23 protein-coding genes are annotated in these 26570 nt (G+C 51.8%); 7 read left to right on the top strand and 16 right to left on the bottom strand.

Annotated features, from left to right (window positions below):
• Nucleotides 1-139: 139 nt before the first annotated feature.
• The 11 genes from holA to argC form a co-directional block, all read right to left on the bottom strand.
• The gene (holA, locus tag DXD02_RS03030) at nucleotides 140-1123 is read right to left on the bottom strand and encodes a DNA polymerase III subunit delta (RefSeq protein WP_118595083.1); all 984 of its coding nucleotides are present in this window, start codon (nucleotides 1121-1123) and stop codon (nucleotides 140-142) included.
• Nucleotides 1124-1194: 71 nt separating this feature from the next.
• Nucleotides 1195-3468, bottom strand: coding sequence for a DNA internalization-related competence protein ComEC/Rec2 (locus tag DXD02_RS03035; protein ID WP_118666365.1), 2274 nt, complete (start codon nucleotides 3466-3468; stop codon nucleotides 1195-1197).
• Entirely contained in the window at nucleotides 3465-4388 is a 924-nt protein-coding gene (locus DXD02_RS03040; protein WP_055227346.1) for a GerMN domain-containing protein, read from the bottom strand. The genes DXD02_RS03035 and DXD02_RS03040 overlap by 4 nt, the downstream gene beginning before the upstream one ends.
• Before the next feature lie 12 nt (nucleotides 4389-4400).
• Nucleotides 4401-5879: a sensor histidine kinase gene (locus DXD02_RS03045; RefSeq protein ID WP_022462210.1), complete on the bottom strand. Its 1479-nt coding sequence runs from the start codon at nucleotides 5877-5879 to the stop codon at nucleotides 4401-4403.
• A complete protein-coding gene (locus tag DXD02_RS03050) occupies nucleotides 5824-6513 on the bottom strand; it encodes a response regulator transcription factor (protein WP_022462209.1) in 690 nt (229 codons plus the stop codon). The genes DXD02_RS03045 and DXD02_RS03050 overlap by 56 nt, the downstream gene beginning before the upstream one ends.
• A 17-nt stretch (nucleotides 6514-6530) precedes the next feature.
• The gene (locus tag DXD02_RS03055) at nucleotides 6531-7235 is read right to left on the bottom strand and encodes a helix-hairpin-helix domain-containing protein (RefSeq protein WP_118666366.1); all 705 of its coding nucleotides are present in this window, start codon (nucleotides 7233-7235) and stop codon (nucleotides 6531-6533) included.
• Nucleotides 7236-7348: 113 nt separating this feature from the next.
• Complete coding sequence (locus DXD02_RS03060) at nucleotides 7349-7780, bottom strand: DMT family transporter (RefSeq protein WP_055218605.1); 432 nt, start codon at nucleotides 7778-7780, stop codon at nucleotides 7349-7351.
• Between the two features lie 292 nt (nucleotides 7781-8072).
• Complete coding sequence (locus tag DXD02_RS03065; RefSeq protein WP_022462205.1) at nucleotides 8073-9263, bottom strand: aspartate aminotransferase family protein; 1191 nt, start codon at nucleotides 9261-9263, stop codon at nucleotides 8073-8075.
• On the bottom strand, nucleotides 9250-10146 hold the full coding sequence (argB, locus tag DXD02_RS03070) for an acetylglutamate kinase (RefSeq protein ID WP_118600769.1): 897 nt from the start codon (nucleotides 10144-10146) through the stop codon (nucleotides 9250-9252). The genes DXD02_RS03065 and argB overlap by 14 nt, the downstream gene beginning before the upstream one ends.
• A gap of 106 nt (nucleotides 10147-10252) precedes the next feature.
• Complete coding sequence (gene argJ, locus DXD02_RS03075; protein ID WP_118666367.1) at nucleotides 10253-11476, bottom strand: bifunctional glutamate N-acetyltransferase/amino-acid acetyltransferase ArgJ; 1224 nt, start codon at nucleotides 11474-11476, stop codon at nucleotides 10253-10255.
• A 52-nt stretch (nucleotides 11477-11528) separates the two neighbouring features.
• Nucleotides 11529-12569, bottom strand: coding sequence for an N-acetyl-gamma-glutamyl-phosphate reductase (gene argC, locus DXD02_RS03080; protein ID WP_022462202.1), 1041 nt, complete (start codon nucleotides 12567-12569; stop codon nucleotides 11529-11531).
• Between the two features lie 282 nt (nucleotides 12570-12851).
• On the opposite strand from argC, the gene DXD02_RS03085 reads away from it, so the two are divergent.
• Entirely contained in the window at nucleotides 12852-14084 is a 1233-nt protein-coding gene (locus tag DXD02_RS03085) for an argininosuccinate synthase (protein ID WP_055218598.1), read from the top strand.
• Nucleotides 14085-14181: 97 nt separating this feature from the next.
• On the opposite strand, the gene DXD02_RS03090 is transcribed toward DXD02_RS03085, so the two are convergent.
• Genes DXD02_RS03090 through DXD02_RS03100 form a run of 3 tightly spaced genes read right to left on the bottom strand, consistent with a single transcriptional unit; the run spans nucleotide 14182 to nucleotide 18062 of the window.
• Complete coding sequence (locus DXD02_RS03090) at nucleotides 14182-15999, bottom strand: N-acetylmuramoyl-L-alanine amidase (protein ID WP_118666368.1); 1818 nt, start codon at nucleotides 15997-15999, stop codon at nucleotides 14182-14184.
• 15 nt (nucleotides 16000-16014) lie between these two features.
• Nucleotides 16015-17199, bottom strand: a complete 1185-nt coding sequence (locus DXD02_RS03095) for an iron-containing alcohol dehydrogenase (RefSeq protein ID WP_117509611.1) — start codon at nucleotides 17197-17199, stop codon at nucleotides 16015-16017.
• 23 nt (nucleotides 17200-17222) lie between these two features.
• Nucleotides 17223-18062 carry a carbon-nitrogen hydrolase family protein gene (locus DXD02_RS03100; protein WP_118666369.1) on the bottom strand — a complete coding sequence of 280 codons (840 nt, stop codon included), beginning with the start codon at nucleotides 18060-18062 and terminating at the stop codon, nucleotides 17223-17225.
• Between the two features lie 643 nt (nucleotides 18063-18705).
• Between DXD02_RS03100 and DXD02_RS03105 the strand changes: the two genes are divergently transcribed.
• Both DXD02_RS03105 and DXD02_RS03110 read left to right on the top strand, forming a co-directional pair.
• Entirely contained in the window at nucleotides 18706-20469 is a 1764-nt protein-coding gene (locus DXD02_RS03105; protein WP_055218593.1) for an ABC transporter ATP-binding protein, read from the top strand.
• A 67-nt stretch (nucleotides 20470-20536) separates the two neighbouring features.
• On the top strand, nucleotides 20537-22321 hold the full coding sequence (locus DXD02_RS03110; RefSeq protein ID WP_117509516.1) for an ABC transporter ATP-binding protein: 1785 nt from the start codon (nucleotides 20537-20539) through the stop codon (nucleotides 22319-22321).
• Between the two features lie 2 nt (nucleotides 22322-22323).
• On the opposite strand, the gene DXD02_RS15560 is transcribed toward DXD02_RS03110, so the two are convergent.
• Entirely contained in the window at nucleotides 22324-22677 is a 354-nt protein-coding gene (locus DXD02_RS15560; protein WP_173815799.1) for a hypothetical protein, read from the bottom strand.
• Between the two features lie 13 nt (nucleotides 22678-22690).
• On the opposite strand from DXD02_RS15560, the gene DXD02_RS03120 reads away from it, so the two are divergent.
• The 4 genes from DXD02_RS03120 to DXD02_RS03135 are packed head-to-tail and all read left to right on the top strand — an operon-like array spanning nucleotide 22691 to nucleotide 25696.
• On the top strand, nucleotides 22691-23599 hold the full coding sequence (locus DXD02_RS03120; RefSeq protein ID WP_243106389.1) for a metal ABC transporter substrate-binding protein: 909 nt from the start codon (nucleotides 22691-22693) through the stop codon (nucleotides 23597-23599).
• Nucleotides 23600-24307, top strand: coding sequence for a metal ABC transporter ATP-binding protein (locus DXD02_RS03125; RefSeq protein ID WP_117804114.1), 708 nt, complete (start codon nucleotides 23600-23602; stop codon nucleotides 24305-24307).
• Entirely contained in the window at nucleotides 24304-25128 is an 825-nt protein-coding gene (locus tag DXD02_RS03130) for a metal ABC transporter permease (protein WP_117801495.1), read from the top strand. Before DXD02_RS03125 ends, DXD02_RS03130 begins: the two co-directional genes overlap by 4 nt.
• A 43-nt stretch (nucleotides 25129-25171) precedes the next feature.
• Nucleotides 25172-25696 (top strand): VanZ family protein, encoded by a 525-nt coding sequence (locus DXD02_RS03135; RefSeq protein ID WP_118659225.1) that lies wholly within the window; start codon nucleotides 25172-25174, stop codon nucleotides 25694-25696.
• A gap of 97 nt (nucleotides 25697-25793) precedes the next feature.
• Here DXD02_RS03135 and DXD02_RS03140 read toward each other — a convergent pair whose 3' ends face one another.
• Nucleotides 25794-26504, bottom strand: a complete 711-nt coding sequence (locus DXD02_RS03140; RefSeq protein WP_022462190.1) for a peptidoglycan recognition protein family protein — start codon at nucleotides 26502-26504, stop codon at nucleotides 25794-25796.
• Nucleotides 26505-26570: the final 66 nt, after the last annotated feature.

The raw sequence follows: 26570 nt of genomic DNA on the forward strand, positions 1-26570 counted from the left end.
TACCGTCATGTGGCTGGGTTCTTTTTTTATGCTTACCAAAAGAGTGCGCCGCGACAGATCTTTTGATAAACACAGAACAAGGCGTACCGGTACAGGAAAACTGGCCGATACGCCTTGTTCTTTTTAGAAAACTCTGCTCTTACGCCGCCCTGCTGTATTTCGTAATCAGCAGCTCCACGCTCAGCAGATCGGAAATTTTTCCCGTCTTCACGTCCTCTTCCATCTGCACGCAGTCATTGACCGCCGCTTTTAATTCCTCCGCCGCATACTGGCGCGACATGGGAATATAGTTCCGCACAACGAAGCTCTGCAGTCCCGTCCGTTTTGCGATCGTCGCCTGATCGCAGTGCTCTGCCAGCAGCTCTTTGACCTGCAGCAGCAGATTGAACTGGCGTGCCAGCAGAAAGAGAATCCGCATCGGCGGCTCCTTTAAAGCCAGCAGATCCTGATACAGATCGAGCGCTTTCCGCTGCTTCTTCTCCGTTACCGCGCGGATCATCTCGAAAATCCGGTTCGTAATCTGCGTTGTGCAGACTGCCTCGATATCCGCCCGCGTGATCACATCTCTTCCCATCGTATAGCTGAGCAGTTTTTCCAGCTCCTGCGAGATATTTCCCATATCCGTGCCCGTCTTTTCCAGAAAATCTTCCATATCCTGGCGCGTGATCTTTTTTCCCTCTTTTTTCATCATGCCGAGTACCCAGGTCATCAGCGTCTTTTCGTCCTGACGAGCAAATTCCACTGCTCTTCCCTGCTTCTGCACCGCCTTGTACATACGGTTCCGCTTATCGACTTCCTCCTCCACGAAGATCAGCACCAGATAATCCGGCAGGGATCCCATGTAGTCTGCCAGCGCGTCGGCTTTGTTTTTGAAAAATCCTGTATTTTCCAGCAGAATCACACGGCGGTCCGCAAAAAACGGCATCGTCTCCGCAAGGTCAATCACTTTGGGAATCTCGGTTCCTCTTCCCTCAAAGCGGGAGAAATTCATCGTGTCGTCCTCCGGCAGCAGTGCGTTTTTCAGCTTGTTTTTATACTGATGCTTCAGATAGGCTTCTTCTCCGTAGAGCAGGTAGGCCTGCTTAAAATTCTGCGTTTTGATATCTTCTAAAATGCTTTTCATTCCATCCTCTTTCTTTTGTTCCGGCAGAAGCACGTTTGCGCAGTGCCGCAGCAGCCGGAGCTTTTGACCATTCAGGAGACGGGAAATTCCACATCCGACCGGTATCCGTGAACCGCCAGGCGGTCACGCTTCAGCTGTACTGTCACGGCTCCATCCACCGGTGTTCCGTAGATATGGCTTTTGCAGGCACGAAGCCGCTCCAGCAGCTCCCGGTGCGGATGGCCGTACCGTCCCGGCCACGCGCAGGAAATCAGGCTGATCTGCGGCTGTATGCGGTTCAGAAATGCCTCGCTCGTTGAATTTCTCGAGCCGTGGTGCGCCACCTTTAAAATCTGGCACCGCTCTGCCGCCCCCAGGATCTCTTCTTCTCCGCTTCCCTCCAGATCTCCCGTCAGAAGTGCGCGGCAGGCACCGCAGGAAAGCTGTAATACAACACTTCCGGCGTTTTCCTCTCCCGTATAGTCTTCGCCCGCTCCCGGATGAAGTACCGATACGGTGAGTTCTCCTGCACGGATCTCGTCTCCCTTTTTTAGATATTCTACCATAATTCCCGCTTTTTGTGCGGCTAAAATAAAAGGATTTTCTTTTTCGCTTCCTTTCATCCACACAGGCAGGAACAGATGGCGGATGCGAAGCGCCGTTTTCTGCTCCCCGATCAGCTCCAGCAGTTCGAGGATTCCGTTCGTGTGATCTGCGTCCGGGTGCGTGACAACAACGGCATCAAGAGCGGCAATGCCGCGCTGTTTCAGATATGGGAGAATCCTTTTTTCCCCGACCGCAGACGCACTGCTGCTCCCGCCGTCATTCAGCATCACAAAACGGCCGCTCTCCACCACCAGCGAATCGCCCTGGCCGACGTCCAGCGCTGTAATGGAAAACGTTTCCCGGGGACGGTAAAAAAGCAGAACACAGGCAAAAAACATGGTAATACCAAAGAGCATCCGCTCCCGCTTTCGTGCCTGCGCACCTTTTCGTTTTGCCCCATCCGGATTCATCTCCCGTTTTCGTTTTCGCACATACAGTATCACCAGCAGACCGGTCAGAATGATTCCATATCCTGCCATCTGCCATTTTTCCGGCTGACCGCAGATCCACACATTTCCCGGAATCTGTGCGACCGCCGCTGTCATCTGCCGCAGAAGTGTGAGCAGGAACCGCGTCGGAAGCAGAACAACACTTCCCGCTTTCACGCTTGCCAGTCCCGCCAGAAGCCCCGCAGCACCCGTCAGCAGCACCGCCGTCATGACAGCTCCTGCAAACAGATTCGGCAGAAACGCAAAGAGCGGAATCTCATAAAAATACCACGCCTGCAGCGGGATCATGACAAGCTGCAGGGAAAGGTACACCATCGCAGCCTCTTTTCCTTTCGCCGCAAGCTTTTCCAACCCCGTTTTTTCCCCGCGTCTCTTCCGTTCCGCCTTCTCCCCCGCCAGAACCGGATAAACCCCGGAAATGGCTGTTACTGCTCCAAACGAAAGCCAGAACCCGCTCTGCTCCAGATACGAGGGGTTTTCCGCCAGCATCAGAATTGCCGCAAGAGAGAGCGCACTTAAGGAATCATACGTCCTTCCCACTGCGACAGCTCCCATCCGCACCGCAAACATCACCACTGCACGCACGGTCGCCGTTCCGCTGCCGGTAAACATGCCATACAGCACCATACCGGCGGCCGCTGCCAGAGATGCGGGAGTTTTCGGCAGATGCAGCGCCATCAGCAGCCGTCGGAGTGCCATGCCGAGCAGCATCAGATGCATGCCGGAAACGGAAATCAGGTGCAGCAGACCGCTCTGCTGATACGCCAGATACGTCTCCTCCGTGAGTTCCGACCGTTCCCCGAGCAGCATCGCAGAAAGCACACCTGCCTCCTCCTCCGGCATCATTTCTTTTAAAACGGCACAGCACCGCTCCCGCTCCAGCCGGAGCGCTTCGCCGAGATTCCACCGCCCGACATCCACAACTTCCTCCCGTTCCGAAATCACGTAGAACGCACAGCCTTTTCCCTCATAATATGTTTTCTCATCAAACATCCCCGGATTGCGCGGGCTTTCCGGCTTTTTTACAGTTCCGTACACCCGCACAGCGGCTCCGACCGGCAGATCTCCCCGCTTTGCGAGCAGATAAATTTTCCCTTTGCTTCCCTCCCCACGCAGCACATACCCGTTGTTGCTGCTCTTTTTCTCATACGTTTCAATTGTCCCTGCAATCCACACCTTCCTGCCCTGCTGCGCTTTGTTTTCGTATTTGGGGTCAGAAAAAGGCGTGCCAAGAGGCACGCCCGCAATCCGCAGCAGCACAAGCACCAGCATGAATCCAAGACACGCCAGGCACATGGGCCGTTTTCTCATGTATCTTTTTCCTCCAGATAAGACAGGTCTTCCTCGTAGAACTGATTGAGTTTCATCGTTTCACGGAAGGTTACATCGCTCTCTCCGTTGATGGAAAACTGCACCTTATCCACCTTACAGTTCGCCGTGATGGAATCCACCACCGCGTAAATCGGAATCTGCTCCGCCACACTCGAAAGCGCAGAATCCTTAAAAGATTTGTCAAAATTCACATAGGCAATCCGATCGGATGTCGTGACACTTAAGACATTCATCGTATCCGGCAGCACTGCATAGTGGCCGTCTTCTTTCGGTCCCTTCATCAGCTGCTCCACCACGACACGTTCCAGCGGAATGTTCGTGCTGTACGGCACCCGCCGCGTCTCTTTCACAAGATGATCGCCTGCTTCATTTGCAAAATACAGTGTCAGCGTCGCATACTGATACTGATAAATTTCCCTTCCGGAATTTTCCAGAAAGCTGTCCGCCGTCATCGTTCCGATCTCGCGTCCTTTGGAATCCTTTAACGGATCCCCGTCAATCAGAAGCGTCACGCGCTCCACCTCCGGAACCTGCACAAAGGTACGCACCAGTCCTGCACGCACCAAAACCTCCTGCGGCCGCGCAAGCTCTCCGTACTCTCCACTTAAGTTCAGCGTAAGGAGCCCGTTCTCCAGCGTATACGTCTTGATGGAAATCCCATTGGAAAGAAGTGCCTGGTTTCCGTCCTTGGCAGGTTTCTCCTGCAGCGCGTCAACCAGCTCCTTGATCAGTTTCTGATCCGTTCCTTCTTTTGGTTCATACGGCTCCTGCACCAGTGTTGTGCCGGTTTTGTCCAGGCAGTACAGGTGATACGCCGACTCCTTCTGGCTCTTCTGCCACTGCCCGCAGCCGCTAAGAAGCAGCACGCCGGCCAGCAGTACGCCAAGTATCCGTTTCATGTGCGCCACCTCCTACATCACGTAATTCAGAGGAATCCGCACGGAAAATGTCGTTCCCTCGTTTTCTTTGCTGTATACACGGATCGCTCCCCGGTGCATGACAATCGCGCTCCGCGCAATCGCAAGGCCAAGGCCGGTTCCGCCGATTTCCCGCGAGTGGGACTTGTCCACGCGGTAGAAACGCTCGAAGATATGCGCAATCGACTCCTCCGGGATGCCGATGCCGGAGTCTGCCACCGTCACGTAGAAATATTTGTGATCCGCATTTAAGGATACACGCACCCATCCATTCTCGTTGTTGTATTTGATGCCGTTTTCGATCAGGTTCGAGAACGCCAGCGAGAGCTTCGTCGCATCCACCTCCGCATTGACCGGGCGGAAGCTGTCGAGAATGAGCTCCACATTTTTCTGTGCGGCAATCGGATGAAGCCGCTTCAGCAGCTGCTCTAACAGCTCGTTGATATTGACCTGGGTGATATTGAGGTCTGCCACCTTTTTATCCATCTTGACCAGCGACAAAAGGTCGGTAATAATCTGGTTTTCGCGGTCGATCTCCGAGGTAATATCCTGCATGAACTCCTGATAAAGTTCCACCGGAACGCCCTCCTGCCCGTTCAGCGAATCCGCCAGAACCTTCATGGACGCAAGCGGCGTCTTTAACTCATGCGAGACGTTCGAAACAAATTCCTGGCGGGAATCGTCGAGCGTGCGGACGCGGGTCAGCATCTTGTTGAATGCGTCCGTGATCAGCTCTGTCTCGAGGTAATCCGGAACAGAAATGCTTTCGTCGAGATAGCCGTCGGTGATGTCCTCGATGGAACGGGTGACCTTCTGGAACGGCTTCATCAGAATGCCCGCGAGCAGATAGCCAAAAACCAGCACGAGAAGCGCAATGATCGAAAGAATCGTCATTCCCTTCGTCTCCAGAATTTTCATATTCGCACGGATCTCATCCGTCGAAATGCTGACGAGCATAACGCCGAGCGTCTCCTTCGTCTCGGTATTCTGAATCCGCACCGTCATTTCCAGATAGCTGTTTTTCCGGTCGTACTGGCTCGTCTCCTTGCCCTGAAAGCTCTGGATGACCTCCTGCGAGATAATCGTCTTTCCGCGGTCCATATCGTACGTATCTTTGATGACGCGGAAATCCTGGTCGATAATCAGGATTCTGCCGCCGTAGATATTTGTCAGCATACTGAGCTGTCCGTTGATGACATCCGATCCAGGATCTTCCATGTAATTCTGCTGGATGAGCTGGTTGCAGATAATATCGCACTGATTTTTTACGGTAATGCTGCGCACCGATACCGCACGGTCCTCATAGCTGTTTACGATGCTCTTCTCAAGGATCACACACGGTACAATGCCGATGATCACAAGAATCACCGTGATGCGGAAGCGCAGACTCCGCAGAAACTTCCATTTTTCTTTGTTTTTAAGCCTGGAAATAGTAACCAACTCCCCACTTTGTGTGAACGTACTTCGGTTCACTTGGATTTTTCTCAATCTTTTCGCGCAGACGGCGGATATGTACATCTACGGTGCGCACGTCGCCCGGGTACTCATAGCCCCAGACAATATTCAGCAGGTTCTCTCTGCTGTACACCTTGTTCGGATTGAAGACGAGAAGCTCGAGCACATCGAACTCCTTCGCAGTCAGATTGATCTCGCGGTCTCCGATGAAGACTCTTCTGCTCTCGCAGTCGATCCGCAGGTCTTTCACCTGTACGACTTTTGCTTTCTCTTCTTTTGGCTCCTGGCGGGCCGCACGGCGCATGATGGCCTTGATGCGTGCTTTTACTTCCAGAATGTTGAACGGCTTTGTGATGTAATCATCTGCGCCGTATTCCAGTCCCAGGATTTTGTCCATGTCCTCGCCCTTTGCGGTCAGCATGACGATCGGAACGTTGGAAAATTCACGGATCTGCTGGCAGACGGACAATCCGTCCAGCTTTGGCAGCATCAGATCCAGAAGGATCATATCGTATTCTTTTTCTTTTGCCATGGAGAGTGCTTCCTCGCCGTCGTATGCGCAGTCAACCTCCATGCCGTCCTGCTCCAGGCTGAAGCGGATTCCTTTTACGATCAGTTTTTCATCATCAACTACAAGAACTTTCTTTGCCATTTCTTCTCCTTCTTGTTCTAAACCTCGATAGAACCCCTTATCTTTTCAAACATCTTTCCCTTGATGCCCTCAATGTTCATAATCTCCTCAATCGAACCAAACGGGCCGTTTGCTTCGCGGTAGGCGATGATGGCATCCGCACGGCTCTCTCCGATGCCGGAGAGTGTCATCAGTTCTTCTTTTCCGGCCGTGTTCAGGTTGACTTTGCCGGAACCGGAAGCCTGCTCCGTGCCGCCCGTATTCTGCTGCGGCGTTTCCGTGATTTCCATGTTTTCTGCCTCCTCGCGCGTCCAGACGGTGATCTGCTCTCCGTCTTCGATTTTCCGTGCAAGATTGAGGATTTTTTCTTCAGCATCCGGCAGAAATCCGCCTGCCGATTCCACAGCCTGCACTACGCGGCTTCCGCCCGGCAGCGTGTAGACACCGGGGGAAGCGACCGCACCGCAGATATAAACCTGCACTGTTTCTTCCGGTGCTGCCTCCTGTGCCTCACGTTTTTCCGGAATGCCTGTGGTTTCTCCGGCGCTTTTTTCGGAAACCGTCTGCTCCTCATCCACTTCCTTCTGATTCCCGAAAACGGTTTCCGCCGTGCTCCCGCCTGTGCTATCTGACAGTTTGTATTCTGTATCCCTGTGGTTGCATCCGCAGAGCAAAAAAACCAGCATCGCCGCCAGTATTTTTGCATGTTTTCTGCCTCTGTCCTGCTGTTTTTTCAATTTCATACTGTGTACTCCCTTCCGCTTCACATCTGACGCGCAAGGGTCCCTTGTGTACGCATAACTACGTTTCTATTGTATCGAAGAAACCATAAAAATACAAGTAGAAATCTTAATCGTTATTCCCACTGAAACACTACAATTCCCACAACTGCCACTGCCATGCCGAGCAGCTTGCGCACGGTGAAATCCGTTTTTTCCATACCGAAAAGGCCGAACAGTTCAATCAGCCACGCCGCTGCGAGCTGGGAAATGACGATCAGCATCGCCGCCTTCGCCGGGCCGAGCCCTGCCATACTCCAGATAACCGTGATCGTGATAAACGCGCCAATTGCCCCGCCGAGCAGCAGATACCACGGCTTTACGCGGAACAGATCCCCGATCGGCTCCCTCCCGGTGATGCACCATGCCGCAAGACAGACGGCAAACGCACTGATCTGCACCCAGCCGGCCGCCAGCCATGTGCTCGTCTGTTTCGTCACCTCTGTGTTGAAAACGCCCTGAATACTCATCAGTGCGCCGGAAAGCAGCGCTGTTAAAATTCCCGCCATTGATTTTTCCTCCTGCTGTTTTTTTATGTACTCTCGGAGTCTTTCTGCGCTTGATTTTACGAGAAGATTTTTTGTCAGCTGCACCCAAATTTCTGAGGCGTACGCGGTGCGTACGTTGATGAAATTTGGGTGCAGCTGGCGGAAAATCGGCCGTAAAAGCAAGTGCAGAAAGGCCCCGAGAGTACATTTTATACTATTCCTTTTTTCCCCGTTTTTATACAGAACTCAGGGACAGCAGGAAAACAGCCGACCGGTCTCCTGCCTAGGAAACCAGACGGCTGTCTATTTCACATTACTGTAATGCTTTCTCCAGTTTTTCAATCATCTCATCGATGTCATCTTTCGTAATCACAAGCGGCGGTACCATACGAAGAACGTCGCTTCCGGCGGAAATCACAAGAAGTCCGTTCTCAATCGCGCGGTTGATGACTTCTCCGACCGGACGTCCCGTTACGACAAGGCCCTGCATAAAGCCTTTTCCACGGCGTGCTGCGAGGCAGTCATATTTTTCCACCAGCTCGTCCAGCTTTTTCTCCAGATACGGAGCCGTCTCTGCTACATGCTCTACGACATGCTGTTTCTCATAGCATTCAAATACAGCATTGACAGCCGCGCAGGCCAGCGGGTTTCCGCCGTATGTCGTTCCGTGGTCTCCCGGAACGAGCGAATGCTCTGCCGTCTTTTTATTCAGCACGAAGGCGCCGACCGGAACGCCGCAGCCAAGTGCTTTTGCACACGTCATGACATCCGGCTGTACGCCGTAATCCTGCCATGCGAACAGTTTTCCCGTTCTTCCCATACCGCACTGGATCTCGTCGAGAATCAGCAGGATGTCGTGCTCGTCACACAGATCGCGCACGCCCTGTAAAAATTCTTTCGTTGCCGGATAGATACCGCCCTCGCCCTGTACAGTCTCCATGATGATCGCACATGTCTTGTCGGTAATCTGTGCCTTTACGCTCTCCAGATCATTAAAATCCGCAAATTTAATGCCGCCGATCAGCGGTTTGAACGGATCCTGATAATGCGTATTTCCTGTTACAGAAAGCGCTCCAAGGCTTCTTCCATGGAAGGAATGGTTCATCGCGATGATCTCGTGATCGTTGCTGCCATCTTTTAAGTAAGCGTATTTTCTCGCTACTTTGATGGCTCCCTCGATCGACTCCGTACCGCTGTTCGTAAAGAATACTTTATCCATGCCGGATGCCTTCGCCAGCTTTTCCGCCGCGGAGCCCATCGGAACATTGTAGAACAGGTTGGAAACATGGATGACTTTGTCCACCTGGTCTTTCACTGCTTTTTTATAATCGTCATTGCTGTAGCCGAGCGCATATACCGCGATACCTGCCGCAAAGTCCAGATATGCTTTTCCGTCGGTGTCATACAGATGAACGCCCTCGCCGTGGTCGATCACAAGCGGGAACCGGTTATAGGTGTGAAGCACGTACTGCTCGGTCTGTTCCATATACTCATTCGTCTTCATGATTGAATTTCTCCTTGTTTTCCCCTAAAATAGCCGTACCAATTCCTTTGTTCGTAAAGATCTCAAGCAGCAGGCAGTGCGGGATTCTTCCGTCCATGATGTGGACTCTCGATACGCCGTTCCCGATCGCATCGATGCAGCCCTGCAGTTTTGGAATCATGCCGCCGCCGACATTTCCGTTTGTGATGAGATCTCTTGCTTCCTGTACGTGGAGCTCGGAAATCAGGCTCTCCGGATCCTTCGGATCTTTGTAGACACCCTCGATATCGGTCAGGAATGCCAGTTTTTCCGCATTTAACGCCTCTGCGATCGCGCAGGCTGCGTCGTCTGCATTGATGTTATAGGTGTTGAAATCATCGTCCATGCCGACCGGGCAGACTACCGGCAGGAAATCGTTATCCAGAAGATCGTACAGCACTTTCGGGTTTACATTTTTGATATTTCCAACGAAGCCGATGTCTTCTCCCTTGGACAGCTTTTTCTCTACGTTTAAGAGACCGCCGTCTTTTCCACTGATGCCGACAGCATTAACTCCGAGTGACTGAATCATGGTGACAAGCTCTTTGTTGACCTTGTTCAGCACCATCTCTGCCACTTCCATCGTATCGGCATCCGTTACACGAAGGCCGTTGACGAATTTCGGTTCCATGCCGACTTTTCCGACCCAGCGGCTGATTTCCTTTCCGCCGCCGTGTACGATGATCGGTTTGAAGCCGACCAGTTTCAGAAGAACCACGTCCTGGATGACGTTTCTCTTTAACTCTTCATCCACCATCGCGCTTCCGCCGTATTTGATGACAATGATTTTGCGGTTGAACCGCTGAATATAAGGAAGTGCCTCGATCAGCACATTTGCTTTGTCCAGATACATCTGATTTACCATGATTTTTTCCTCGCTCTCCTCTTTTGATTCCTGGTTCTGCTGTACCGAAAATACGATTTCCCGGCACGTTTTCGTTGTATTCCCTCAGAATTTCATCCGAATGTTTTTAAGAACGGTAATCCGCATTAATTTTTACATAGTCATAGGTCAGGTCGCAGCCCCATGCCGTTGCTGCCGCCTCTCCCATGTGGATGTCGGCGATCGCAGTTACTTTCGGCTCGGAGAGGATCTTCGTTGCCTCCTCCTCGCTGTAGTCAACGGCAACACCTTTCGTGATAATCTGCAGTTTTCCGGCTGCGCTCTCAAAGTAGAGATCTACATTTTCCGGATCGAATTTTGCTCCGGAGTAACCCATCGCGCAGAGGATTCTTCCCCAGTTGGCGTCATGGCCGAAGATTGCCGCTTTCGTCAGACTCGATGTGATGACGGATTTTGCCAGTGTCACGGCCTGCTCTTTGCTCTCGGCTCCCTGAATCGTCACTTCGAACAGTGCGGTTGCGCCCTCGCCGTCGCCTGCGATGTGCATCGCCTGTGTTTTATTGACTTCAAAGAGTGCTTCTTTGAAAATCTTGTAATCCTCGTTTTCTTCCGTAATTTCCGGGTTTCCGGCAAGACCGTTTGCCAGAAGGAGAACGGTATCGTTTGTGGAAGTATCACCGTCTACGGAAACCATGTTGTAGGTGTCCGGTACGACTTCGCTCAGTGCTTTCTGCAGCATCTCTTTCGAAATATTGGCATCGGTTGCCACAAAGCTCAGCATGGTGCACATATTCGGATGGATCATGCCGGAGCCCTTGCACATACTGCCGATCGTTACGGTTTTTCCGCCGATTTCGATCTGAACAGCAACTTCCTTCGGCTCGGTGTCGGTTGTCATGATCGCCTGTGCTGCTATAGCTGCGGCTTCTCTTGTAGCTGCAAGCTGCGGTTTCAGCATTTCCACGCCGGCTGCGATCTTATCGATCGGGATCTGTTTTCCGATAACACCGGTCGATGCAACGAGAACGGAGTCCTCTGGAATGGAAAGTGCAGCCGATGCTGCCTCTGCGGTTTTTCTGCAGTAGCCATAGCCCTCCTCGCCGGTGCATGCATTGGCGATTCCGCTGTTGCAGACGATTGCCTGTGCGGTTGGATGGTTGTATACAATCTCCTGGTCCCATTTGACCGGAGCTGCTTTTACGATGTTTGTAGTAAAGGTTCCTGCTGCTACGCACGGTACCTCGCTGTAGACAAGTGCCATATCCTTTACGCCCTGTTTTTTAATTCCTGCTGCGCCGCCTGCTGCCTGAAAACCTTTTGCAGCAGTGATGCCTCCTTCAATCTTTTTCATTCTTTTATCCTCACTTTTCGTAAATTCCGTCTGTTGTCTGCTTCTGTCTTTTTTACGGGAACATCGGCGGCATGCACAGGCCTTCGTTTTCCGGCAGGCCGAACATCAGGTTCATATTCTGTACCGCCTGTCCTGCTGCGCCTTTGACCAGGTTGTCCATCGCACCCATCATGATGATTCGTTTCGTTCTCGGATCGATCTTGAAGTTGACATCCACATAGTTGCTTCCCTCGACCCATTTCGTCTGCGGGCAGACATCCTTATCGAGAACACGTACAAACTGCTCGTTGGCATAATACTTATCATAAACGGCTTTAACCTCTTCGTAAGTCACATCTTTTTTCAGGGATGCATATGCCGTTACGAGAATGCCGCGGTTCATCGGAACAAGATGCGGGGTGAAGTTCAGGGTGATCGGGTAGCCGGCTGCATAGGAAAGCTGCTCCTCGATCTCTGGTGTGTGGCGGTGGCCGGCAACGCCGTATGCCTTGATGTTTTCATTGACCTCACAGTAGAGGTTGTCCACTTTCGCTCCTCTTCCTGCTCCGGAAGTTCCTGATTTTGCATCAATAATGATGGTGTTTCCATCAATCAGATCTTCCTTTAATAAAGGATAAATCGAAAGAGTTGAGCAGGTCGGATAGCATCCCGGGTTTGCCACGATGCGCGCTTGTTTTACTTTCTCACGGTTGATCTCGCACAGTCCGTAAACCGCCTCGTCGATATACTGCGGGGATTTATGCTCGATCTTGTACCACTCTTCATACGTTTTTACATCTTTAATACGGAAATCGGCGCTCAGGTCGATGACCTTTACTTTCGAAAGAATTTCATCATTTACCAGGGAAGCACAGAGTCCCTGCGGAGTTGCTGTAAAAATGACGTCTACTTCCTTTGCAAGCTGCTCCATGTTGTCGTCCTTGCAGACATCGTCTACTAACTGAAACATATTCTGGTAAACCGACGCATATTTCTTATCGATATAGCTTCTGGAACCATACCATTTAATCTCCACATCTTTGTGTCCCAGGAGAATACGCACCAGCTCGCCTCCTGCATATCCTGTAGAACCGATAATTCCTGCTCTGATCATACCTTTTTCTCCTTTTTTCTTTCGCCCGTTTTCTTGTCTTGCCGGACATTTTTTCTTTTCTCTTTATGATAGCTCAATTATTTTCTTTTTTCAATGAAAAATCTTTGTTTTCTGCTGTCATATACCGTCGATTGCATAAGTATACACCTCAAATGTATATTATGCAAGTTTTTTTTGAATTTCTGAAAAAAAGCTTGCATAATCCTGTCGTATGATGTATATTTTAGTCATTGACGATGCACCGCGCATATAGGTGCACGAGAAATCCAAGGAGGATCTTACATTATGAAAGAAAAAGTTGTACTTGCCTATTCCGGCGGACTTGATACTACTGCCATTATTCCGTGGCTGAAAGAGACCTTTGACTACGAAGTAATCTGCTGCTGCATCGACTGCGGCCAGGGAAACGAGCTGGTTGGCCTCGATGAGAGAGCAAAACTTTCCGGCGCTTCCAAATTATATATCGAAAACGTTATCGACGAGTTCAGTGAAGACTTCATCATGCCGTGCGTAAAAGCAGGCGCTGTTTATGAGAACAAATACCTGCTCGGTACTTCCATGGCACGTCCGGTTATCGCAAAGAAACTCGTTGAGATCGCAAGAAAAGAAGGTGCTGTTGCCATCTGCCACGGCGCTACCGGTAAAGGAAATGACCAGATCCGTTTCGAGCTCGGCATCAAAGCCCTTGCTCCGGATATCAAAGTAATCGCTCCTTGGAGAATGACCGATGTATGGACCATGCAGTCCCGTGAAGACGAGCTGGCTTACTGTAAAGCACACGGCATCGACCTTCCGTTTGATGCAAACCACAGCTACAGCCGTGACCGTAACCTGTGGCACATCAGCCATGAGGGACTTGAGCTTGAGGATCCGTCCAACGAGCCGAACTACGACGATCTTCTCGTACTGACCACTCCTCCGGAAAAAGCTCCGGACGAAGGCGAGTACGTAACCATGACCTTTGAGGCCGGCGTTCCGAAGACCTTAAACGGAAAAGAAATGAAAGTTTCTGAAATCATCACCGAGCTGAACAAGCTGGGCGGAAAACACGGCATCGGTATTGTTGATATCGTTGAGAACCGTGTTGTCGGCATGAAATCCCGCGGTGTTTATGAGACTCCTGGCGGAACCATCCTGATGGCTGCACATGAGCAGTTAGAGGAGCTGATTCTCGACCGTGAGACCCTGAAAACAAAGAAAGATCTCGGAAACCTGCTTGCTGAGGTTGTTTACGAAGGAAAATGGTACACTCCTCTGCGCGAGGCAATCCAGGCATTCGTTGATGTCACCCAGAAATATGTAACAGGCGAAGTAAAATTCAAACTGTTCAAAGGCAACATCATCAAAGCCGGCGAGTCTTCTCCGTACAGCCTGTACAATGAGTCTCTTGCTTCCTTCACCACCGGCGATCTCTACGATCACCACGATGCAGACGGATTCATCACACTGTTCGGTCTGCCGCTGAAGGTTCGTGCGATGAAAATGCAGGAGCTGGAGAAAAACAACAACAAATAAGATCTGATCCTATGGATTCCCAAAAGAAAGCGGACTCGCTCCGCTTTCTTTTTTTGCATGCAAAAAGGACCCGCCCATTTCAGGCAGATCCCTTTGTTTATTCGTAATATGCGTCGATTCCGTCCGCAATTCCCTGTGCCATCTTGTTTCGGTAATCCTCGGTTGCCATCAAACGGTCCTCGGAAGGATTGCTCATGAAGCCAAGCTCAATGATCGTGACCGGAATGGTACTCCAGTTGATGCCGCTCATGGAATCGGTGTAAATCACATCGCGGTTCTTCGCACCGGTGTCTTTGCAGAATGCTGCGATCATCTTCTGGGAGAGCTTCTGGCTCTTGCTGACCACATCACCGGAAAGATACGTATTTCTGCTGCTCGGTGCCATCGTAAGTGCTCCGTAAACCGACTGGTTCGAATCGCCGTTCGCGTGTACACGCACGAGAATGTCTGCTCCGTTCTGCGCGGCAAGTTTTGCACGCTCGGAATTGCTGATATTGACGTCGTGCGTCTCGCGGATCATGTAAACATCGTAGCCGCGCTCCTCAAGGATATCGCGTACCTTTAAGGATACCGCAAGGTTCAGCTCATACTCATTGATGCCGGTTGCCACACCGCATGTTCCGGAAGCAACCTTCGCCTTATAGGTCGATGATCCCGGTCCGATCGGCTCTTTCTCGCTGTTTCCTCTTCTCTGGTGTCCTGCGTCGATTGCCACGCAGATATTTTTGCTGTTCCGGCGGACACCGTTTTTATCAACGTAATAGCCGTCGATGTAGGTATCCTTATAGATGCCGCCCCAGCTTCGGAAGTAATACGTTTTTCCGTCCACTTCCTGCCAGCCGTTCTTGTAAATACCGCCCCAGCTCCGGAAGTAATACGTTGCGCCTTTGATCGTTACCCACTGGCTCTTATACATGCCGCCCCAGCTCTGCAGGTAATACCAGTTATTATCATACCACAGCCATTCACTGTGCATCATTTTGCCGTCCTGCCTCAGATAATACCAGTTCTTGTCATACAGCAGCCAGCCTTCCCCTTTTGGGGTTCCGTTGCTGTCCATGTAATACCAGTCACTGCCCTTGGCCGCCCAGGCGTTCACGCGCATGCCGCCCCAGCTTTCAAAGTAATAATCAACGCCGTCAATCGTCTGCCAGCCGGTACTCATCACACCGTCTGCGTCTACATGGTACGTTCTTTTATCATGCACAAACCACTGATTCGTTCTGAGACTTCCGTCCTCATTCAGATAGTACCATGTTCCGCCGACTTTTTTCCAGCCCTGGAATCCGGCTCCGCCCCAGCTCTCGAAGTAGTAGAGCGTTCCGTCAATCTTCTGCAGTCCGGTGCTCATCACACCGTTTTCATCTACATGGTATGTTCTCTTGTCGTGAACGAACCATTCATTCGTTTTGACGCTTCCGTCCTCGTTCAGATAGTACCATGCCCCGCCGACTTTTTTCCAGCCTTTGTATCCGGCTCCGCCCCAGCTCTCAAAATAATAGAGCTTTCCGTTGACCATCGAAAGACCCGTGCACATGATTTCGTCTGCATTCAGATAATATCTCCGGTTCAGATGGGTGATCCACTCGCTGGCGGCCATCGTGCCGTCCTCTTTTCTGTATTTCCAGCTTCCGTCCTCCTGTTTCACCCAGCCGGCAGGAAGTTTCTCTTCCGGCTCCTGTTCGTTGTCCTCACCTGGAATCGTAACAGCCGGCATCTCGTTTTCCGAAGTACCGCTCTGCTCCTGCGCTGCCGCTTCCTCATCCGAATTCTGCTCGGAACTTTCCGTCTCATCCTGCTGCCAGGTTACGGCCGTGCCGTCATTTTCTGCTGCGCTTACCCTTGCCGGAAGCGCCCAGCCTCCCGCCGCAACGGCCGCTGCGATCAGCAGTGCTGCGATTTTCTTTTTTGCCATCTGGTTTTCCTCCTTTTATCGCGCCATCTGGTAAATCTCATATACTTCCTGTGCGCCCAGCTTGCGGATGCGGGACAGTTTTACAGTGTCCTGCTGTGTTGCATCCATGGAAAGGGCACGCAGATCCTCATCCGACGGGTTCGGGATATCAAGCTCATGCAGGGAGGTCGGCATGCCGAGCGAATGGAAGAACGCTACTGTGCGCTCAATGCCTTCCGTTGCCCGTTTGTGATCGCTTCCCTCTGTGATGCCCCAGACTTTTTCTGCAAACCGTGCAAACCGCCAGAGAACCGTCTCCTCATCGTACTGGTATTTCGCCCAGGCACCCCAGACTGCCGCCAGGGATGCGCCGTGTGCTACATCGTATTTTGCACTTAACGCATGGCCGAATTTATGTACCGAAAAATCTTTGCCGCGTCCGCACTCCGTCAGTCCATTGTGTGACAGGCTTCCGCACCACATGATTTCCGCCATCGCATTGTAATCGGATGGGTTTTCCAGAACCTTCGGTCCGTTTTTGATTACGGTACGGAGGAGTCCCTCTGCGATCTCGTCCGTCATCTCGCACTGGCTCTCCGGAATGAAATAGCGCTCCATCGTGTGCATCATGATGTCGGTTACGCCGCAGGCAATCTGGTATTTCGGCAGGGTTGCTGCCAGCTCCGGATTCATGATGGCAAATTTGCAGCGGTTGAACGGCGTGTTGATGCCGGCCTTTTTGCCGATTGCCTCGTTTGTCAGAACGGCTGAATCGCTCATCTCGCTTCCGGCTGCCGGTATCGTCAGAACCGCTCCTACCGGGAGAGATTTTGTCAGCGGTACTTTTTTCGTCCAGATATCCCAGAGTGCCTCCGCCGGATTTGCAGCTCCATGCGCAACGGCTTTTGCGGTGTCAATCGAGCTTCCGCCGCCGACGGCAAGAATAAAGTCTGCCTGCATTTCCACTGCTTTTTTCACACCCTCCTCGGCAAGGGCAAGTCTCGGGTTTGGTTTTACGCCGCCAAGCTCTTCAAAGGCAAGGCCCTCTTTTGCAAGAGATGCTTCCACTCGTTCCAGAAGACCGCTCCGTTTTGCACTTCCGCCTCCGTAAACGACGAGCACCTTTGTGCCGCCCCATTTCTTTACCTCAGCGCCTGCCTGGTTTTCGGTCTCTTTTCCGAACACGACTTCCGTCGGGGTATACTGTATAAACTGATCCATCTTCTTATTTCCTCCCTGCATTTTTATTCTTCATAAATCCGTACGTTTCCCGAGCTTACACGGTAAAGATCGTCTCTCCTGTTTTCCAGAGACGGGATTTCATTTCTTGTCCGCTCCAGCACTTCCGGATCCAGCTCTGCGATGAGTACCTGCGGGGTATCATCTGCCTCCGCAAGAATTTCGCCGTCCGGCGCAATGATCATGGAATGGCCGTACGCCTCAAACCGCGCTTTCTGGCCGCACTGGTTGGCGGCGAGCACGTAGCATCCGTTTTCAATGGCGCGCGTGCGCAGCAGTGCTTCCCAGTGGCGCTCTCCCGTTGCTTTCGTAAAATCCGCCGCTATCAGAAATGCATCTGCTCCGGAGGATGCCATCAGCCGGTACTGTTCCGGAAAGCGGATATCGTAGCAGATGCTCATGCCGAACAGGCCAAGCGCCGTGTCCGCAAGAACAATTTCATTTCCCGGGCAGATCTCGCGTGATTCTTCGCAGGAGACACTGCCCGGAATATTTACGTCAAACATATGTATTTTGCTGTATTCTGCAATCGTTTCTCCATCTGGTCCGAACAGAAACGACGTGTTGGACGGACGCCCCGGATGGCGCCGTACCGTCATGCTGCCGCAGTGCAGATAGACACCGTACCGTTTGGCAAGGCTGGAAAACCGGCGGCTTACGTAGCCCGGCACTGCACTTGCGTGGCCCGGCATGTCTGCTCCCGTGTATTCTGCGGTCTCCGGGAAAAGAATCAGCTTCGCTCCTTGTTCCGCCGCCTCCCGCACATACTGCTCGGCCATACGCATATTTTCATTCATATCCGGCCCGGAATCCATCTGCACCAGGCCTGCAATTATTTTTTCCATCTTTTTGTCCCCTCGTTTCACATGTTAGCTTGTGATTTTTCCGCTTATACTCTCGTTTATTATATCGCATATTCCCCGAAACAGCTACCCAAATTCGCAATTTTCATACCTTTTGCAGCTTTTATTTTTTAATTTTTGAAAATAACAATTGACAAATCCAGAAAACAGGAGTAGCTTAGAACCATAAGCTGTCGTGTTCGATCAGATGCGGCAGAAAAAATCATGAAAGGAGAACACCACTTATGATCAATCTTATTTATGCATCCAGCGTAAAACAGAATAAACTTCGTATGGCGATCAAACCAGGTGGCTGCCCTTCTTTCGAAATTCTTTGTAAGCATTAACTCTGCATAACAAATCTCTATGCATTCTTTATGCCTGCTATTTCGCACAGAAGGCGCGGTACGTCGATACTGCGGCTTTTTTTATTGCTATAAACAGTACGAAACCGTTCTTTCCGGCTTCGCTCCGTTTCCGGCAGGCAGATTCCGCGGTCTTCTTACCGCATCGATTCCCTTCTTTTATATACAAACGCAGCCTTCGCTTTCGTTTCCCGTTGTTCCGTTCCCACACTTACGGAGCTTTTGAAAGCCTATGTTCTGCCAGACACCCAAACGACATCAATGAGGAGGTTTTAACATTCATGAAGAAAAATCCAATCGGTAAGTACCTGCTCCAGAACTGGTACTACTACGTTTTCGCTTTTGGTTCCATGGCCTTAAGTGTCTTTCTCGATATGCTCGCGCCGCTTGTCACGCTGCACATCGTGGATGACGTGCTGGTCAGTCACAAAATGGAACTGCTCTGGAAATACCTTGCCGCCTTTCTTCTGATCGGTGCCGCAAAAGCCCTGTTTCAGTACATCAAAGAATTTTTATTCGATGTCAGCAGCGTCCGCGTCGCCAGCCAGATGAGGGACAACCTGTTCCGCCACGTCCAGCGGCTTTCGGTGGAATACTTTGACAAAAACAATACCGGCGAACTCCTCGCCCGCGTGCGCGATGACGTCGACCGGATCTGGGATATCCTCGGCTTTGCCGGCATGCTGATCTTAGAAGGCCTGATCTGTATCATGATGGCAATGGTCAGTATGGTCAAACTGGATCTGCCGCTGACACTCGTCTCCGTGGCGATCCTTCCTTTCGTCGCAGGCATCGCAATCCGCCTCGAAAAAGAACTCGACCGTGTCTACGATGCGATCAGCGAGGAAAACGCCGTCATGAATACCGTTGCACAGGAAAATCTCGCCGGTGTCCGCACCGTCAAATCCTTTGCACGGGAACCGTATGAGATCAAAAAATTCCGGAAACACAATCAGAAATACTGCGATCTCAACATGGATCAGGCGCGCGTCCTGATGAAATACGATCCCGCCATCTCGTTTCTTACGAAGCTGATGCGCGTGCTCGTCCTTCTCGCGGGCGGCTACGGTGTCATCCACGGACGCATTACGCTCGGTGTTTTAACGGCCTTTATGGAGTACACCTCCAAGATCACCTGGCCGATCGAAAACGTCGGCTGGCTCGGCAACTGCTTCGCTTCTGCGATTGCTTCCAACAAGAAGCTGAACAAAATTCTCGCAGAGGAGCCGCAGATCGCAGAACCGGAAAATCCGGTGGAGCTTTCAAAACTTCCGGGTGACCTGGAATTCCATCACGTCGATTTCTCCCTGCATGACACACCGATTCTGCAGGATATCGACTTTACCTTAAAGCAGGGCCACACACTCGGCATCATGGGTATGACGGGTTCCGGAAAAACAACCATCGTCAATCTGCTCGAGCGTTTTTACGATGTCACCGACGGTTCCATCTGTCTCGACGGCCACGACATCCGCACCCTGCCGCTGCGCACCGTGCGCGATACTTCTTCCGTCGTCATGCAGGACGTCTTCCTGTTCTCAGACACGATTTCTGAGAATGTCCGCCTCGGCAGCCGCAGCACAATGAAATCCGAAGAGGTACATAACGCCGTCTCCGCTGCGTGTGCTTCCGAGTTCGTCGATCACCTTTCCGATCAGTACGAAACGGTCATCGGCGAGCGCGGCATGGGACTTTCCGGCGGTCAGAAGCAGCGTCTTTCCATCGCACGCGCCCTGGCAAAACAGGCTCCGATCCTCGTACTGGATGATTCCACCTCGGCGCTCGATATGGAGACCGAATACGAGATCCAGAGCCATCTCGCCGAGAAAAAAGATGTTTCCAAGATCATCATTGCCCACCGCATTTCTTCAGTGCAGAATGCCGATGAGATCCTGTATCTCGATCACGGACGCATCGCCGAGCGCGGCACGCATGAGAGTCTGATGGCACAGAAAGGCCTGTACTACTCCACCTGGGAGGCTCAGTACGGTGATTACCATAAAGCAAAGGCAGCCCTCGAGCAGGCACTTCCTGCCAATGCTTAATTCAATTTAATCTGTTACCCGACAACTTCTGTATTTACTTACCCGTTAAGAGAGGAACAATACGATTATGGCTATCAATTCCAGTAAAGTAGATGAAGAGCAGAAAGAGGTCTTAAAGAGCGCGACCATCCGCCGCCTCTTCTCCTACTTAAAAAATTATAAACGCCAGGTTGCCGTCGTTCTCGTGGTTCTCGCCGTTACCATCGCGATTTCCACTGTGAACCCGCTGCTCCTGGAGTACGCCATCGACGTCAATATTGCGCAGAAAGACTGGCGTGGGCTTGTTGCCCTCTGCGTATTCATGGTTGTGATCAACCTGGTTTACGCGGCCGGTGTCCGCCTGCGGATGCTTCTGATGGCGCGCATTACCAACAACATTCTTCTGGAAATCCGTGACGAGCTCTACACGCATATCCAGACCTTAAGCTTCAGCTTTTTCGATACCCGCCCGGCCGGAAAGATCCTGGCGCGCATCATCGGCGATGTCAACTCGTTAAAGGATGTGCTGAACGACGGTGTCACAAAGCTGATTCCAAACATTCTCACGATCATCGCCATTCTGGTGATCATGATGATCAAAAACATCTGGCTCTCCTTAAGTGCGATTCTCGTGCTGCCGCTGATCGCTATCGGCATGTATTTTATTCAGATCGTCGCACACAAGAGATGGCAGACGTTCCGAAAAAAATCTTCCAATGTTACGGCGTATATCCACGAGGACTTCTCCGGTATCCGCATCATCAAGAGCTTTACCGCAGAGCAGGAATCGCAGGGCGAGTTTGACCGGCTTCTTCTTGAGCATCAGAACTCCTTCATCCATGCGGTCCGCCTGGCGGATGGTTTTTCCGCTGTGATCGAAGTGACATGGGGCATCGGAACGTTTCTTCTGTATTTTATCGGTATTTCCGTACTCGGCGTGGATGCCGTTCCGATCGGTACGTTCACGGCGTTTGCGATGTATCTGACGATGTTCTGGGATCCGATCCAGAACCTGGCCGGTTTTTACAACAAGCTGATCACGAACCTTTCCGCTGCGGAGCGAATCTTTGAGATCCTCGACACACCGGCGGAGGTTGCCGACAAGCCTGGCGTCACAGAACTGCCGCCGATCAAAGGAGAAGTAACGTTCGACCACGTCAGCTTTGCCTACTCCGATGATCCGGACACGCTGGTTTTAAAGGATGTCAGCTTTACAGCGGCTCCCGGTGAGACGATCGCACTCGTCGGCCCGACCGGCGCTGGAAAGACGACCATTGTCAATCTGATCAGCCGTTTTTACAATATTACTTCTGGAACGGTCCGCGTCGACGGCTACAGCCTGACGGATGTCTCCATCAACAGCCTGCGTGCCCAGATGGGCGTTATGACCCAGGACAACTTTCTCTTCTCCGGCACGATCCGCGACAACATTGCGTATGGAAAGCTCGATGCCACGGAGGAAGAAATCATTGCCGCCGCAAAGGCCGTGCATGCCCATGACTTTATCATAGAACTGCCGGACGGCTACGACACCGAGATCAGCGAGCGCGGTGCCCGTCTTTCCAACGGCCAGCGCCAGCTTCTCGCCTTTGCCAGAACGATGGTGTCCGATCCGCGGATTCTGATTCTCGACGAGGCGACGTCCAGCATCGACACACAGACAGAAATTCAGGTGCAGCAGGGAATCGAAAGCCTGTTGAAGGGCCGTACCTCGTTCATCATTGCGCACCGTCTTTCTACTATTAAAAATGCGGACCGGATTTTCGTGATCGACCACGGAAAGATTTTCGAGCAGGGAACCCACGACGAACTGATGGCAAAACAGGGCGCGTACTACCAGCTCTACCAGGCACAGTTCCGCCGGGTATCCTAAAATCAAGAAATTTTCTCAAAACTGCCTTTCTTTTTTACAGGGAAAGGCAGTTTTTTTCCCTCTTTTCTATAACTGGTTTTCCTTTCCTTGACAAATGAATCCTCCCTGCTATATGATGATAACTGATCTTTTTTCGGGGACATTTGTTCCCGTCTGCCGCTTCCCACTCCTGCGGCATTTGTCACGAAACAGTCTGATACGGAGCTTTTTCGAATGCCTCCGTGTTTTCTTTCAGAAAGGAGTATCATGACATTTTTTTCAAAAAAAACGTTACGCCTTCTCCTCCTTCCTGCCCTCCTTCTTCTGACGGGCTGTGCGGGATCCTCAAAAGAGACGGCGGATTCCCAGGAGAACACGAAACTCTCCGCCGTGGCTACGATTTTTCCGCAGTATGATTTTCTGCGCGCCATCGGCGGCGATCATCTCGATCTCCACATGCTGCTTTCCCCGGGTGCGGAAAGTCACTCGTTTGAACCGACACCGGGCGATATGATTACGGTTTCCGAATGTGATCTCTTCGTCTACGTCGGCGGCGATTCCGATGCCTGGGTCGAAACGATTCTCGATTCTGTCGATACCTCGAACAAAGAGGTGGTGACGCTGATGGACTGCGTCGACACCGTTGCCGAGGAAACGGTCGAGGGAATGGAGACCCACGGCCATGCACACGACCATGAGGACGAGGATGCGGATCACGAAGACGCACACGACGCCGAATCTTCCCATGATCATGCGCACGAATCCCACGGCGAACAGGACGAGCACGTCTGGACTTCGCCGAAAAATGCGATGCGGATTGTCCAGAAACTCTGCGATTCCCTCTGCCGCCTCGACCCGGAGCATGCGGATGAATACCAGGCAAACACCGCCTCGTATCTTGCTTCGCTTGCCTCCCTCGATGAGGAATTTTCCGATGTCACCGCAATTGCAAGCCGCCATACCATTGTTTTCGGCGACCGTTTCCCGTTCCGCTACTTTGCGGACACCTACGGCCTCGACTACTACGCGGCGTTTCCCGGCTGCTCCTCGGAATCCGAGGCAAGTGCCAAAACCCTTTCTTTTTTAATTGATAAAATCAAGGAAGAACAGATTCCCGTCGTTTTCCACACCGAGCTGTCCAATGAACAAATGACGGACTCCATCTGTGAGGCGACCGGCGCGAAAAAGCTGCTGCTTCATTCCTGTCACAATGTATCCAAAGATGATTTCGAAAGCGGCGCTACGTATCTCTCCCTCATGGAACAGAACGTTTCCGCATTAAAGGAGGCTTTAAACTAAATGGCTCTACTTACCTGCAGTGATGTCACCTTCTCCTACGAGGGCATCCCGGTCCTGACCGATGTCAACTTTGCCCTGGAAGCCGGCTCCTACCTCTGTATTGTGGGCGAGAACGGTTCCGGAAAAAGTACTCTGATCAAGGGACTGCTTCACTTAAAAAATCCGTCCACCGGCTCGATCACAACCGGCGACGGGCTTCATCCAAGCGAAATCGGCTATCTGCCGCAGCAGACCGCCGCACAAAAGGATTTCCCGGCGAGCGTCTGGGAAGTCGTGCTGTCCGGCCGGCAGAACCACCCGCATTTCCCGCCGTTTTACACAAAGGCAGACAAAGAGGACGCGCTCCGCAATATGGAGCTTCTCGACCTCCTTCCATTAAAGAAACGATGCTACCGTGATCTCTCCGGCGGCCAGCAGCAGCGTGTGCTTCTCGCTCGTGCGCTTTGCGCCACAAAGAAACTGCTGCTCCTCGACGAGCCGGTCACTGGCCTTGACCCGGTCATGACAAACGAAATGTACCAGCTCATCCGCCGCATCAACCGCGAGCAGAACGTTACGATCATCATGGTTTCCCACGATATCCGCAATATTCTGCCGGACGCAACGCACATTCTCCAGCTCGACCAGAAGCAGGTCTTCTTCGGCCCGACGAACGAGTATCTGAAAACCGAGGCTGGAAAACAGTTTTTAGGAGGTGCCGACTTATGATTTCGAATCTGCTGAAAATGCTTTCTTATCCGTTTATGCAGCGTGCCCTTGTGGTCGGTATTCTCGTCTCGTTGTGCGCCGCACTGCTTGGCGTCAGCCTCGTGTTAAAGCGCTACTCCATGATCGGCGACGGCCTCTCCCATGTCGGATTCGGCTCTCTTGCGATTGCAACGGCACTCGGTTTTGCTCCGCTTGCCTTCACAATCCCTGTCGTCGTGCTTGCCGCCTTTCTGCTGCTCCGCATGAACGAATCCAGCAAGATCAAAGGCGACGCCGCCATCGGCCTGATTTCAAGCTCTGCGCTTGCGATCGGTGTCATCACGGTTTCGTGGTCGAGCGGCATGAACACCGATGTCAACAACTACATGTTCGGAAGCATCCTTGCGATGAGTGATGAGGACGTCGTTCTCTCCGTGGTGCTCTCCATCGTCGTGCTGCTCCTGTTCGTCCTGTATTACAACCGTATTTTTGCCGTCACTTTCGACGAGACATTTGCCAAAGCAACCGGTGTCCGCGCAGAGGTTTACAACATGCTGCTGGCATTCTTAACCGCTATCACAACCGTGCTCGGCATGCGCATGATGGGCGCACTTCTGATCTCCAGCCTGCTGATTTTCCCGGCACTGACCTCGATGCGTCTCTGCCATACCTTCCAGAGCGTGGTAATCTGCTCCGCGGTTCTTTCCGTGGTATGCTTCCTTCTTGGCATGTCCCTCTCGTTTTTCCTGTCCTCCCCTGCCGGAGCGACGGTCGTAATCGTGAACCTGCTGGCATTCCTGATCTTTTCTGCGATTGCCAGAATCCGCGAGCATACCGCATAAAAAGTTTCCGATCTGACCTGCTTTGTTTTACTGGAGGTATTTTATGAATCGAATTGTAATTGCACTGTTAAAACCGTTTTCCTTCATCCCGGCGATTCTGATGATGTCGATGATTTTCTCCTTCTCTTCCCAGAACGGAACGGAATCCTCACATCTCAGTGAAAAGGTGGCACGCGGCATTTTCATCACGATCGACCACGTCATGGACCGCGGATGGGATGATGAGAAGATCCAGGAACTGGCTGACGAGTATCAGTACCCGGTGCGGAAGCTGGCTCATATGACAGAGTACTGTCTGCTTGCAATCTGTGTTTCGCTTCCGCTCTACGTCTACGGCCTGCGCGGCTTCGCGCTCACATTTCTTGCCGGCATCCTCTGTGTCGCCTTTGCCGCGAGCGATGAGTTCCACCAGACGATGGTCGCCAACCGCGGCCCGTCGGTAAAGGACGTCGGCATCGACAGCATCGGCGTTCTCTTCGGCATCACGTTTGTACGGCTGTTCTGCTGGATTGCACTCGGCGGAAATACGAAAAAAAGAAAGCGGCGCAGACGGCGTTACTATTACTAAAAATATTGGATAACAGAAAAATCCCCGTTGGAAAAATCATTTCTCCTGAAACTGATTTTCCCAACGGGGATTTTTTCATTTTTCTTAAAAACAGCTCTTAGGAAAGTGAATCCGCATACGCCTGAATATCTGCCTTCATCTGAATCCAGGCATCCTCATGCTCCACGTAGTACAGAGGGCAGAGCTTTTCGGTTACATCATAGTGACGGATCACATCGTCCGAAGTCAGATTGAACCGCTTGCATAAGAAACCGGCGAGCTGGACCACAGAATTGTATGTCTCATCGGTAAATTCACCGCTGTCATCCGGGTGGCAGCATTCAATCGAGATCGTATCGAAATTACGCTGGTTCGATGCATACGACCATTCACTCGTCGGGATACACTGAACGACTTCTCCCTCGATGCCGACGACGAAATGGCTGCTGGCCTGCGCCTCCTGCGTCTCAGGCAGGTTTTCAAAGTAATCACGGTTCTGCATCGCCGTGCTTCCCGGGTTTGCCGTGTAGTGAATAACGATGCCGTCCACCTTTTTCAGCCTCGTCTGCGGCCTGGACCAGCTGTTCGGCGTCAGAAGCTCCACATCAATCGGCGGAGCGCCGGTCCAGTCGGTGATATCGTTGTCCTCATAATCAGAACCGGAATAGTCAACGGCCGTGATATCACTTGCCGTTTTTGCCACACGGCGGATGCCGCTGTAAATGCCGACGCAGATCAGCACCACCAGAACTCCCGTCAGAAACATTCTGCGGTGAAGCTGGCGCTGCCTCTGTTTTCTTGTCATTTTTCCCCGTCTCTTCTGTGCCATATGTTCTCTCCCCGCTGCAAATAAGCGCCCCCTCATTTGAAAAGGCAGAAGCTGAAAAGTTTCTGC

The sequence above is a fragment of the Blautia sp. TF10-30 genome, from assembly GCF_003481245.1.
GTDB classification, from domain to species: Bacteria; Bacillota; Clostridia; order Lachnospirales; family Lachnospiraceae; genus Fusicatenibacter; species Fusicatenibacter saccharivorans.